The organism is Mesorhizobium sp. B1-1-5, assembly GCF_006443065.1.
Classification (GTDB): Bacteria; Pseudomonadota; Alphaproteobacteria; order Rhizobiales; family Rhizobiaceae; genus Mesorhizobium.
The window spans coordinates 25,822-38,493 of the sequence record NZ_VFWS01000043.1 but is presented as its reverse complement, the minus strand read 5'-3'; the positions used below and the strand labels follow the sequence as shown (position 1 = coordinate 38,493).

Below are 12,672 nucleotides of genomic sequence, written 5' to 3'. Positions count from 1 at the left end.
CCAGCGAGGACACCGAGATGGTGATGCGCGAGCTCTACGCGCCGTTCAACCGCAACCACGAGAAGATGATCGTGATGGACGTGCGCAGCGCCGAATTCACCAAATACGCCGCCAACTGCATGCTGGCGACCAAGATCAGCTTCATGAACGAGATGGCCAATCTGGCCGAGCAGCTGGGCGCCGACATCGAGGAGGTGCGCAAGGGCATCGGCTCGGATCCGCGCATCGGCTACCACTTCATCTATCCCGGCCTCGGCTATGGCGGCTCCTGCTTCCCGAAGGATGTGCGCGCGCTGATCAAGACCGCCGAGGGCGTCAAGTTCGACGCCAAATTGCTGCGCGCCGTCGAGGAGCGCAACAATGCGCAGAAGTCGGTCCTGTTCGACAAGGTCAACCACTATTTCAAGGGCGCGCTCAGGGACAAGACCTTCGCCGTCTGGGGGCTGGCCTTCAAGCCCAACACCGACGACATGCGCGAGGCGCCGGCGCGCACGCTGATGGAAGCGTTGTGGGCGGCCGGCGCCAAGGTGCAGGCCTACGATCCCGAGGCGATGCAGGAGTGCCAGGCGATCTACGGCCTGCGCGAGGATCTGCTTTTGTGCGGCACCAAGGAGGCGGCGCTGCGCGGCGCCGACGCGCTTTTGATCTGCACCGAATGGAAGAGCTTCCGCGCGCCGTCCTTCGATGCGCTCAAGGATGCGCTGACGACGCCGCTCATCTTCGACGGCCGCAATCTCTACGATCCCAAGGTGATCGCGCGCTACGGCATCGAATATTTCTCGATCGGCAGGATGGCGGCATGACTGCTGATTGCCTCAAGGACAATGGCCGTCGCCATGGCTGTGGACTCATGCCGGCGAACGGGGCATCGGCAACAGTATGAGGTCATCAATGGCTGCGCAGCGCAAACCGACGGTCACCGTCATCGTCCCCACCTTCAACCGGCAAAAATTCCTGCCCGAATCCATCGGCAGCCTGCTGCGGCAGACCGTGGTGCCGGATCAGATCCTGATCGTGGACGACGGCTCGACGGACGATACCGGCGCGGTGGCGGCCTCTTTCCCGGCGCCGGTGGAATACTACCGCAAGGAGAATGGCGGGAAATCGACGGCGTTGAATTTTGCTCTGAAGCGCTGCACAGGAGATTTCGTCTGGATATTCGATGACGACGACGTCGCGCACCTGACGGCGCTTGAGCGGTTTCTCACCGCCTTCGAGCGGGAGCCGGCCGCCGATTTCGCATTCGGCGAATATGCGCGTTTCCAGCGCTCGACCCAGATCGAGGAGCAGGATTACGAGATCGTCGCCTTCGGCCATGTCAGCCAGGACAATTTCTTCCCGTCGCATCTCGAATATTGCCACGTCCACCAGCCGGGTCTCCTGGTGCGCCGCCGATGCTACGACGAGGTGGGTGGCTTCAACGAGACCCTGGTCCGGTCGCAGGATTATGAGATGATGCTGAGGCTTGCGCGCCGGTTCAAGGGCGTCAGGGTCGACGGCCTCATGTTCTTCCAGCGCCAGCACGACATGGTCCGCGGCAGCACCAAGGTGGTCATTTCCTACACCGACCGGATCAAGGCCTGGGGCGCGTACGACCGGGCGATCATGGAGGAGGTCTACAAGTCGGTCGATCTGCATGAGTATCTGGATCGCTCGGAGCAGGCCCTGCCGAAGACCGCCGATCTCGAGATGCAGGCGCTGCTGCAGCGGTCGAGCATCATGGCCAGGAAGGGTTTGTGGCATCACGCGGCCGAGGACATCCGCCGCTACGCCCTGCTTGCCGAACGAGCCGGAAAGACGTCGCTCAGCGACAAGGAACGCGCCATCGTGCGGCGTACGTTCGAAGCCTACGATACAGGTTTGGCATCCGCCCCGGCCGACGAATTCGTCTCGGCGGTGAAGGCATGGAAGTCGGGACCGCTGAAGGCCGACATCGTCAGGGAATACATGCATTCCTTCCCGCATTATCTGGCGCGGGACCTGAAGGCGGGAAAGGTGATCCCGGCTTCGAAATTGTTGCGGGAGTATTCGGCGCTGTCGCTTTCCGCTTCGCTCGGCCGGCTGTGTCGGGCGATGACGTCGAAGCTTCCCTTGGCGCGCGGCGCAAGCTGATGAGCCGTGGCTTGCGGATACTCGCCCGGGCCGAATTAGGAGCAGAACGATGAAAGTGCTTTTTGCAAGCGGCAACGGGTACATTCCCGAGTTCACCGGCGGCGTGCAATCCAACACGCATCACCTGGTCGAACAATTGATCGAGCACGGCCATCAGGCGTCGGTCCTCGCCTCGCTGTTCGGCGACGGCATGTTCGGCCTTAAGGCGCGCGCCAAGATGAAGCTGTTGCGGCAGCCCGCGGTTGTCGACAATTTCCCCGGCTACCCGGTGATGCGCGCCTGGTTCCCCTGGGAGGCGGCCGGCTTCGCCGTCGAGAAGACCACACCGGACGTCGCCGTCGTGCAGTGCCACAAGTCGGTCCTGCTCGGAAAGGCGCTTCTTGCCGAAGGCGTGCCGCTGGTCGTTTATCTGCATAATGTCGAATTTCACGAGCTTGCCGGCGATCCGCGCGAACTCAATTCGGCTTTGTACATCGCCAATTCGGAGTTCACCGCGCGCACCTACAAGGAACAATTCGGCATCGAGTCCACCGTTCTTCCGCCGACCATCAACGACGCGCTCTACTGCACGCATACGACCGGCGAATTCGTCACCATGATCAATCCCTATGAGGAGAAGGGGTTCGATCTGGCGGTGAGGATTGCGGCCGCCTGCCCGGAGATTCCCTTCTTGTTCGTGGAGAGCTGGAAACTGGAGGACGAGCATCGTGCCCGCATCGAAAAGACCATCGCGCCGCTCTCGAATGTCACGCTGGAAAACCGCACCGACGACATGAAGACGGTCTATGGCCGCACCAGGATCCTGCTTGCCCCGAGCAAATGGGAGGAAGCCTGGGGCCGCGTCGCGTCCGAGGCGCATTGCAGCGGCATCCCTGTCGTCGGATCGAGGCGCGGCGGCCTGCCCGAAGCCATCGGTCCCGGCGGCGTGGTGCTCGACTACGACGGCCCGCTCGCCGACTGGGCCGCGGCGGTGAAAAGCCTGTGGAACGATCGCCAGGAATACGAACGGCTTTCGGCTGCGGCCCTCGCCTTCTCCAAGCGCCCGGAACTCGATCCCGCGCGGCAATTGGTGGTGTTTCTTGATCTTCTCGAAAGGGCGGCCCGGCAGGGCGTCCGGCGCGCTGCGTAGCTTGCAAGCAAGGAGATGGAACCGATTTGTTGCACCGCACCAAAAATGTTGCGATGCGGCAAAACCTGCAATAGGTTGCGCCGACAGGAGTCAAAGTTCATGCCGCATGCGTCAGGCCCTGCCGGCGATGTCTCCAGCCTGATTTGGGCGAGAACATCCTGCCGATGAGGATTTGTTTCGTAGTCGATAAATTTCCCACTTTGTCCGAGACATTCGTGCTCGATCAGATTGCCGGATGCCTTGAAAGAGGAATGAAAGTCAGCGTCGTCTGCAACGAGATGGCTTTTGGCAAGGATAGCAATGTGGACGATGCACGTTGGCAGACATTGCCCGGACCTGTCGTTTCCTGGTGGGGTGGCCTGAATCGCTACCGCTCACTGCTCCGGAAATGGTCCGGCAGATTTTGGGACAAGCTTTCGACCTTCATCGACCTGGCCAACGCACAAAAGCTGCGAAACGTCGATGTGATCGTGGCGCATTTTGGCCATAACGGCCTGCGCGTCGCCCGCGTCATGAAGCGGCGAAGGATTTCCGCGCCTTTGGTGACCATATTCCATGGCACCGATGTCGGCAGGCCGTTGCATGACGGCACACTGGACCAGTACAGACCCGTTTTCGAAAAAGGGGCTCTCCAGCTCCCTGTGAACGCATTCTTCCGTCAGGCCCTGATCGATGCCGGTGCCGCATCGGCACAAGTCGCGGTTCACCATATGGGCATTCGCCCAAGCGAGATCGAATATCGCTGGCGTTCCTGGCAGGGACGTACGCTGTCTTTCATCTCGGTCTGCCGGCTGACCGAGAAAAAGGGGACCGAATATGCGCTTCGCGCCCTCGCTTGCCTGCCGCACCGCGACTGGACCTATTCGGTGATCGGCGGCGGGGAATTGTTGGAGGAATTGAAGCTTACCGCCGTCGACCTCGGTATTGCCGACAGGGTGACCTTCCTCGGACCGCGTCCGCACGGCGAGGTGAAGCAGCGCCTGCGCGACGCCCATGTCTTCCTTCTGCCGAGCGTCGTCGGGCGAGACGGCGATCTGGAAGGAATACCGGTTGCGCTCATGGAGGCGATGGCCGGCGGCCTGATCGCTGTCAGCACCTACCATTCGGGGATTCCGGAGCTGATCGAGGATCGCAAGACTGGCTTCCTCGTGCCCGAACGGGACGTCGCCGCGCTTGCCGGCAAACTCACCTGGATCGCCGAGAACCCGGGCCTGTGCGAGCCGATAGCGCTTGCCGCTCGAAGGAAGGTCGAGGCGGATTTCAATGCCGATACCTTGAATGAACGCTTTGCGCAGATCGTCGCGCGGCTAGCGGAGACCGGATCCGTCACATGAATGCCAATCCGCCGCCCCCGCAATTTGGTCGCGTTGCCTTGCGCGGCGGGCTGGTCACGGCCGGCGCGCAAGGCTTCAAGATAGCGATCCAGTTTCTTTCGGTCGTCATCCTTGCCCGGCTGCTCGTCCCCGAGGATTTCGGCCTGGTGGCTTCCGTGGGACCGATCGTGGCCTTCGTCGGCCTGCTTCAGGATCTGGGCCTCCAGCAGGCGGTCATCCAGCGCAAGGAGATCGATCAGCGGCAACTCAACCAGGTCTTCTGGCTGAGCGCGGTTGTCGGCCTTTGCGCCGGGGCGGTCGTGGCTTGCCTGGCCCCCGCCATTGCCGCTTTCTACGGCGATCAGCGAATGTGGGGGATAACACTTGCTTCCGCCGCGCCGCTGCTTTTTGGCAGTCTTGCCGCAGTGCCGCTTGCCCTGATGAACCGCCATCTGCAATTCGGGCAGCTTGCGCTCAACGACGCAATCACCGCGGCCGTGGGGCTGCTCGCCACCGCAACCGCGGCGTATTTAGGATTTGGCTATTGGTCTCTGGTTTTGGGTCCGGCTGTGTCAGCTGTCGTAGCGCTGGTTGCCGGCTGGTTGGTGACGCGCTGGACGCCGTCTTGGCCGAATCTCAAGGTGGACGCCGACATATTCAGGTTCGGCGCGAACCTCACGGGCTTCAACCTGGTCAATTTTCTGTCCCGCAACCTCGACAACATTCTCATCGGAAAATATTCCGGCGCGGTCGAGCTGGGCTACTATGATCGCGCCTACAAGCTTCTGCTGTTTCCGCTGCAGAACATCAACCAGCCGCTGACGCGTATCATGGTGCCGCTGCTCAGCCGCATCCATGAGGACAAGCAGCGATTTCGAGACATCTATGTCCGGACAAACTGGCTGCTGGCCGTTATCACCATGCCCGGCATTGCCACCTTGACACTGACTTCGGAGCAGGTGGTCAGGCTTCTCTTCGGCGAGCGTTGGATGGCCGTGGCGCCGATTTTCGCCTGGCTGGGCATCGCCGGCCTGATGCAGTCCGTATCGAGCACCACGGGGTGGATATTCATCTGCCAGGGCAAGACGAAGACGATGTTCCATTGGGGCATCTATTCGTCTTTGACGACCGTCGCCTCCTTCATCGTCGGCCTGCATTGGGGCGCCATCGGCGTCGCGGCTGCCTATGCCATCAGCGGTTACGTGCTGCGCATCCCGGTGCTTGCCGCCCTGATCCATCGTGTCGGCCCGGTGACCGCCGGCGATTTTCTGGGCATACAGGGACTCTTCATCGTCTCGTCCCTGCTCGCCTGGCTCTCGTATCTGTCGCTGCCGGCGTTGCTGACCAATCAGTCGGACCTGCTCACGATCCTTGTGGCGGTTGTCCTAAACTACGGGTTCGCCTTGGCCCTCATGCTTGCTGTTCCGCAGTCGCGCAAGGCGTTGTTCGCCACTCTTGCCAATGTCGCCACTAACATTCGGTAAGCGGTTGCCTATCAAGGAGGACAACGGCCTGGTTGCCGACATTGCCGACGCATGCTCTTCCAGCACGGCCTCGAGGCTTGCCCGGCGATAGTGATCAAGACTGGCGATGAATCTGCCGAATTTTTCGGCTGCTTCCGACGGCGTTACGGTATCGATGTCGAGCAGAAGGTCGGCTACGCCGATGCGCTTGGCGACTTCCTTGGTTTTGAATTCATAGGCGATCGGCAGCACCGGCGTGCCGACGCAAAGCGACATGATCATCATATGCATGCGCGTGGCGACGACGAAGTCGCAATCCTTCACCAGCGCCATCAATTGGTCGGGCGTATGAAATGCGGCGTCGACATTGACGTGTTCGGCGATTTCCGGGTCGAGTTCGGCCACGATCGCCCGCGCAGTCCTGGCGTCGTCATGGGCATATTCCGGCACACCCTGGCAGGTTGAGATGAAGGTCACCTCCTTGGCGTGGTCCCTGACAAGAATTGTGGCGATCTCCCGGATCGAATTGAGATAGCGGCGCATGCCATCCTCGCCGTCGCTGACGAAGCTCCAATGGCGGACGGAAATAGCGACACGGCCCGTCGGCGCCGGTGCGCTGCCGAGATGTCTCTTGATCCTGTCGGTATCAGCCAGAGCAAAGACGGCATCGGCGACCACATGGCATTTGCCCGGATCTTTCACCAGATCCAGTATGTGATTTCTGGACCGCTCGTCACGCAGCAGGATGAGCGGAGCCCGATCGAAGATCGGACCTAGCTCCTGGCGATTGTAGCTTTTGTTGAACGGGCCGAGCGATTGCGTGAAGAAGATCGGGTCCTTGCCCAAGATCGCATCGATGCGGAATTGATTGAGCCGCTTTTCAAGATCGTAGTTCTCGACGAGATAAGTTCCGCCTGTCGTCACCACCAGGTCGGCGCTCGCATAGGCCTCAAGGCCGTGGCGGTCGCTTCTGCTGAAGAACACGCTGTTGGCGCCGTTTCGGGCAAAGCGGCGTAAGGCGCGCAAGACTCCCCGATTGTAGATCGACTTGAGCCGGCCCTTTATCCCGCCGCCATGCTGATCCCTGAACAGGGATTCCGACAGCAGCTTGTGGAATTCGAGATCCGGGTAATCTTTCTTCGGGTAAAGCCTGGCCGCGACGTCGGGCTGACTGTCGAAAACCAGGAACTGCACATCGCCGCCGACGATCGATCTGAGAATAAGGCGGATAGCCAAAAGGATCGCGGCATCGCCAGTGTTCAGACACACCGTGTTTTCGATCACGACTTTCATGGGGAACCTCGTTTCGCGTCCGTGGCAGGCCACGTCGGTTAAAACGGCATGTTTGCCGGAGTGCCGCCACGCGATCCGCGTCGCGATCTGGCGTGCTGCTCCGCGCTGATAGCCAACGCGAAATCCGGATCGACGCCAAGCAGGCTGAGAGTAGCTTATGATTTTTGCAGTGCAACAAAAAATGTGCGGGGCGCTTGCTACGCCGCACCAAAATTGTTGCGATGCAGCAAAAGCTGTACTAGCATCCCCGATGGGTGGGCCCAACAGCGGTCGAGTTACATGCTGCATGTCTTGTACCTTGTGCATGACGTATCCGACCCGGCGGTGCGCCGGAGAATACAGATGCTCAAGGCAGGCGGCGCCGGGGTCACCCTGGCGGGCTTCCGCCGCACCACCAGCCCGGTCGCCGAGATCGAGGGCATCGAGCCTGTCGACCTTGGCGCGACGCGCGACGGCCGATTCGCGCAGCGCCTCAGTGCGGTCGCCAAGGCAGCCATGTCGATCGGCGCGAAGCTGGGAGCCGTGCCCAAGCCCGATCTCATCATCGCGCGCAACCTCGAAATGCTGGCGCTGGCCCGCCGCGCCAACGGCGCGCTCGGGGCGAGCGTGCCGATCGTCTATGAATGCCTCGATATCCATCGCCTGGTGCTGCGCGATGACTTCGTCGGCAGGACGCTGCGTGGCGCCGAACGCCATCTGGCGCGAGACGTGAAGCTTCTGGTGACGAGCTCGCCGGCCTTCGTCGCCAATTATTTCGAGCCTTTCGGGCAGATCGTCGCACCTGTCGAGCTGATCGAGAACAAATATTTCGAGGCAGCATCCGTTGTCGCCGCGCATTCTGTCGAGGACGACAGCCCGTCGCCGCCGCCCTGGCGCATCGGTTGGTTCGGCGCGCTGCGCTGCCGCCGCTCGCTGGAGCTGTTGGCCGATTTCACCCGTCGGCAGGCGGGCCGTTTCGAAGTCGTACTCAGGGGCCGTCCGGCTTTGTCCGAATTTCCGGACTTTCACGGTTTCGTCGAGGCTGAGCCGTGGCTTTCCTTCCGCGGCCCCTACCGCAACCCGGAGGACATGGCAGCCATCTACGGCGAGGTGCATTTCTCCTGGGCGATCGATTTTTTCGAGGCCGGCCAGAATTCCGAATGGCTGCTTCCCAACCGCCTCTACGAGGGCTGCCGCTTCGGCGCCGTGCCGATCTCTATGGCGGACACCGAAACCGGCAGGTTCCTGAAGCAGCGGGATATCGGCGTGCTCCTGCCCGAAGCGACGCCCGAAAGCCTCGAGGCGATGCTGAGCCGGATGGATCAAGATGAATATCGCGGCCTGAAGTCGCGCGTGTCGGCGCGCAATCCGAAGACCTGGAGCTACGACCGCAGCGACTGCGCGGCCTTCGTTGACAAGCTGCGCGGCCTCGCCGCCATGCCTTCGGCTTTTGCGACGGAGGCGGCCGCGTGATGGCGCAACAGGGCGAACAAAAACCGATGGTGCAGTCCACCTCATCGATCCTGATCGTCATTCCCTGCCTCAACGAGGCCGCCCATATCGGCGGCCTGCTCGACCAATTGCGGCCCGCGGCGGCACGGCTGGGCGGCCGCATCGTCGTCGCCGACGGCGGCAGCACAGACGGCACGCAAGCCATCGTCGAAAAAATCGTGGCGAAGGATCCCCGGGTCATCCTGCTCGCCAATCCGAAGCGCCTCCAGAGCGCCGCCATCAATCTCGCGGTGGCGGCCCTTGGCGAAGGCGCCGACTATCTCATCCGCATCGACGCGCATGGCGGCTATCCGGACGACTACTGCGACCGGCTGGTCGGGGAGGCCCTCGCCACCGGCGCCGATTCGGTCGTCGTTTCGATGCTGACCGCCGGCACCGGCGCCGTGCAGAAGGCGGTCGCGGCGGCGCAGAACTCCAAGCTCGGCACCGGCGGCTCGAAGCACCGGCACATGTCGGAAGGCGAATGGGTCGATCACGGCCATCACGCGCTGATGCGCATCGCCGCCTTCAGGCATGTCGGCGGCTATGACGAGAGCTTCAGCCACAATGAGGACGCCGAGCTCGATTACCGCCTGCGTCAGGCCGGCTACCGCATCTGGATGAGCGGCAGGACGCAGATGGTCTATTATCCACGCTCGACGCTGAAGAGCCTCTATTTCCAGTATCTCGGCTATGGCCGCGGTCGCGCCAGGAACGTCTTGAAGCACCGCATGGTGCCAAAGCTGCGGCAGATGATCCCGCTGCTGGTTGCGCCCGTGGTGCTGCTCGCCCTGTTTTCCTTCGTCCACTGGCTGGCGGCGCTGCCGTTCCTCTTATGGGCGGCGGTGTGCCTCGGCTACGGCGCGGTCACCGCGATACGCCAGCGCAACGCCGGCATAGCGCTGGCCGGCGTCTCGGCGATGGTCATGCATTTCGGCTGGTCCGTCGGATTCTGGCAGCAGCTTTTGTCGTCTCGATTGCAGCGTAAGGTGGCGTGATGGCCGGCCGCTCGATCGACATCTGCATCTGCACCTTCCGCCGGCCGGAACTGGCCGACACACTGCGCTCCGTCGCGGCGCTGGAGAAGCCGGTGGGAGCCGAGATCGGCATCGTCGTTGCCGACAATGACGATGAGCCCGGCGCGCAGAAGCTGGTGAAAGCATTGGCCGAGGAATTGAAGCTGCCGGTCCGCTATCGTCACGCGCCGGCGCGCAACATCTCGATTGCCCGCAACGCCTGTCTCGACGCCAGCGTGTCGGACTTCGTTGCCTTCATCGATGACGACGAGACGGCGTCGCCCGGCTGGCTGGTCGAATTGATGGCGGCGGCCGATGCCACGGGCGCTGCGGCGGTGCTCGGTCCGGTGCGGGCGCATTATCGCCCCGACGCGCCGGACTGGATGCAGAAGGGCGACTTCCACTCCACATTGCCGGTCTGGGTGCGCGGCGAGATTCGCACCGGCTACACTTGCAATGTCTTGCTCAAAATGGCCGATGCGGGCCTTCGCGGCCGGCGCTTCAGCCTGGCGCGCGGCCAGACCGGCGGCGAGGACACCGAGTTTTTCGACGCCATGGTCAAGGCCGGCGGCCGCATCGCCTTTGCGCCGCAAGCCTTCGTCGACGAGGTCGTGCCGCGTGCCAGGGCCGCGTTCGACTGGCTGCGCCGCCGGCGCTTCCGCTTCGGCCAGACGCATGGCCACCTGATAGGACACGGCGCCGGAGGGTTGCGCCGCGCCGGCCAGGTCGGGCTCGCTTCGGCCAAGGCTGCCTACTGCTTCGGCATGGCTATTTTGACCGCCATCAGCCCGGTGCGGCGGAACCGCAGCGTGCTGCGCGGCATTATGCACGTTGGTGTCGTCAGCGGTTTGGTCGGCGTCCGTGAAATCCGCCAATACGGCCTCACGTCGCCAGAACAAGGGAACAAGCGTGCAGCCTGACGTCAGCTTCGTCATCGCCGCCTACAACGCGGAGGCCACTCTCGACCGCGCCATCGCCAGCGCGATCGCGCAACTTGGCGTGACCGTCGAGGTCATCGTCGTCGACGACCAGTCGAGCGACGGCACGCTGGATGTAGCGCGCGCTTATCCGCAAGATATCGTCAAGGTGGTGGCGCTGCCCGCCAATCGCGGTCCGGGCGGCGCCCGTAATGCCGGCCTCGACCTGGCGCGCGGCCGCTGGGTGGCGGTGCTCGATTCCGACGACGCGGTTCTTCCCGGTCGCCTGGCCGCGATGATCTCCCGCGCCGAAGCGGCGGGCGCCCAGATTGCGGTCGACAATGTGCAGGTCGTGCGCGAGGACGGCACGCCCGACGACACCATGTTCCCGGCCGGCTATCTCGAAGGCTTGCGCGAAATCTCGCTGGCCGACTACATCGCCGGCAATCTGGTCTTCGAATCGCGCTTCAATTTTGGCTATCTCAAGCCGATCTTCCAGCGCCGGTTCCTTGACGACAACAAGCTGCGCTACGACGAGAAGCTGCGCATCGGCGAGGACTACATTCTGCTCGCAAGCGCGCTGGCCAGCGGCGGCCGTTGCGCGGTCGAGCCGACCGTCGGTTATGCCTACCACATCCGCACCGGCTCGATCTCGCGCGTGCTCGAACTGCATCACGTCGAGGCGATGACGCGCGCCGATGCCGTGTTCGCGGCCGCATATCCCATGGACAGCGACGCAAAGGCGGCTTTCGCCAGGCGTGGCCGCAGCTTGCGCAAGGCGGCGTCGTTCCTGTCCCTGGTTCAGCACATCAAGGCACGCGCGCCGCTCAAGGCGATTGGCGCGGCGCTCAGGGATCCGGCCGCCATCGGGCATATGTCGATGCCGATCGCGGTCCGGCTCAGAAGGCTTGCGGCGCAAGTTCGCCGTGGGGGTGGGGAGATGAAGCATGCGGGCGATTTGATAGCCGGCGATAGGTAGAAATCTTTTCTCTCAGAAGGAAGAGCAGATGCAGAAAGTCAGGAAGGCAGTCATCCCGGTGGCGGGGCTCGGAACGCGGTTCCTGCCGGCGACCAAGTCGATGCCGAAGGAGATGCTGCCCGTCGTCGACAAGCCTGTCGTGCAATATGCCGTCGACGAGGCGTTCGAGGCCGGCATCGAGCACATCGTCTTCGTCACCGGCCGCAACAAGGCGGTCATCGAGGACTATTTCGACCTGCACCCTGAACTGATCGGCACACTGGAGCAGACCGGCAAGAAGGCGCAGTTGCAGTCGCTGGAAAGCCTGCTGCCGGAGGCCGGCGCCACCTCCTTCATCCGCCAGCAGTCGCCGCAGGGCCTTGGCCACGCCGTATGGTGCGCGCGCGAGGTGATCGGCAATGAGCCTTTCGCGCTGCTGCTTCCCGACATGGTGTCCTTCGGCGCGCGCGGCTGTCTCGCCGAGACGGTCGATCTCTATCAGCGGACCGGCGGCAATGTGATCGCCGTCGAGCGCTGCGAGCCGGCCGAAACCAGCAAATACGGCATTGTCGGCCGCGGCGCCGACGTTGCATCCGGCTTCGAAGTGACGGCGATGGTCGAAAAACCCGCGCCGGCCAATGCGCCGTCGAATTTCTACATCAACGGCCGCTACGTTCTGCAGCCGGAGATCTTTGCCCTGCTCGGCAATCAGCAGCGCGGCGCCGGCAACGAAATCCAGCTCACCGACGCCATGGTGCGCCTGGCGCAGAGCCAGCCTTTTTACGCTCAGCCTTTCGACGGTCGCATGTTCGACTGCGGCTCCAAGGAGGGCTTTATCGAGGCGACCATCGCCTTCGCCCTGGCGCGCGACGACATGAAGGGCCCTGTCTTCGAGATGCTGCAGCAATTTGTCCGGTCGCATGAGCGCCGGGAAGTAGCCGCATAATGCCCATCTTTCGGGTGCATATGCGGTTTCGCGATGGCGCGACAGCCACACCAGC

11 protein-coding genes are annotated in these 12,672 nt (G+C 62.8%); 10 read left to right on the top strand and 1 reads right to left on the bottom strand.

What is annotated here, in order from left to right:
- From FJ980_RS15560 to FJ980_RS15540, 5 genes are all read left to right on the top strand, one after another.
- Positions 1-803, top strand: an 803-nt coding sequence (locus FJ980_RS15560; RefSeq protein ID WP_140544128.1) for a nucleotide sugar dehydrogenase, incomplete at its 5' end; no start/stop codon positions are given.
- A gap of 88 nt (positions 804-891) precedes the next feature.
- Positions 892-2,112 carry a glycosyltransferase family A protein gene (locus FJ980_RS15555; RefSeq protein ID WP_181181218.1) on the top strand — a complete coding sequence of 407 codons (1,221 nt, stop codon included), beginning with the start codon at positions 892-894 and terminating at the stop codon, positions 2,110-2,112.
- Between the two features lie 49 nt (positions 2,113-2,161).
- Positions 2,162-3,241: a glycosyltransferase gene (locus FJ980_RS15550; protein ID WP_140544123.1), complete on the top strand. Its 1,080-nt coding sequence runs from the start codon at positions 2,162-2,164 to the stop codon at positions 3,239-3,241.
- A 143-nt stretch (positions 3,242-3,384) separates the two neighbouring features.
- Positions 3,385-4,575, top strand: coding sequence for a glycosyltransferase (locus FJ980_RS15545; protein WP_246676430.1), 1,191 nt, complete (start codon positions 3,385-3,387; stop codon positions 4,573-4,575).
- Positions 4,572-6,038: a lipopolysaccharide biosynthesis protein gene (locus tag FJ980_RS15540; protein ID WP_140544120.1), complete on the top strand. Its 1,467-nt coding sequence runs from the start codon at positions 4,572-4,574 to the stop codon at positions 6,036-6,038. The genes FJ980_RS15545 and FJ980_RS15540 overlap by 4 nt, the downstream gene beginning before the upstream one ends.
- On the opposite strand, the gene FJ980_RS15535 is transcribed toward FJ980_RS15540, so the two are convergent.
- Positions 5,940-7,616 (bottom strand): polysaccharide pyruvyl transferase family protein, encoded by a 1,677-nt coding sequence (locus FJ980_RS15535; protein WP_246676429.1) that lies wholly within the window; start codon positions 7,614-7,616, stop codon positions 5,940-5,942. The two genes, FJ980_RS15540 and FJ980_RS15535, sit on opposite strands and share 99 nt — an antisense overlap.
- Between FJ980_RS15535 and FJ980_RS15530 the strand changes: the two genes are divergently transcribed.
- The 5 genes from FJ980_RS15530 to galU are packed head-to-tail and all read left to right on the top strand — an operon-like array spanning position 7,590 to position 12,617.
- Positions 7,590-8,762, top strand: a complete 1,173-nt coding sequence (locus FJ980_RS15530) for a glycosyltransferase family 4 protein (protein ID WP_140544118.1) — start codon at positions 7,590-7,592, stop codon at positions 8,760-8,762. The two genes, FJ980_RS15535 and FJ980_RS15530, sit on opposite strands and share 27 nt — an antisense overlap.
- A 26-nt stretch (positions 8,763-8,788) precedes the next feature.
- Positions 8,789-9,778 carry a glycosyltransferase family 2 protein gene (locus tag FJ980_RS15525; protein WP_140544133.1) on the top strand — a complete coding sequence of 330 codons (990 nt, stop codon included), beginning with the start codon at positions 8,789-8,791 and terminating at the stop codon, positions 9,776-9,778.
- Positions 9,778-10,716: a glycosyltransferase family 2 protein gene (locus tag FJ980_RS15520; RefSeq protein WP_140544115.1), complete on the top strand. Its 939-nt coding sequence runs from the start codon at positions 9,778-9,780 to the stop codon at positions 10,714-10,716. The genes FJ980_RS15525 and FJ980_RS15520 overlap by 1 nt, the downstream gene beginning before the upstream one ends.
- A complete protein-coding gene (locus FJ980_RS15515) occupies positions 10,706-11,692 on the top strand; it encodes a glycosyltransferase family 2 protein (protein WP_140544113.1) in 987 nt (328 codons plus the stop codon). The genes FJ980_RS15520 and FJ980_RS15515 overlap by 11 nt, the downstream gene beginning before the upstream one ends.
- Positions 11,693-11,720: 28 nt before the next feature.
- Positions 11,721-12,617, top strand: a complete 897-nt coding sequence (gene galU / locus FJ980_RS15510) for a UTP--glucose-1-phosphate uridylyltransferase GalU (protein ID WP_140544110.1) — start codon at positions 11,721-11,723, stop codon at positions 12,615-12,617.
- The last annotated feature ends 55 nt before the right edge of the window (positions 12,618-12,672 follow it).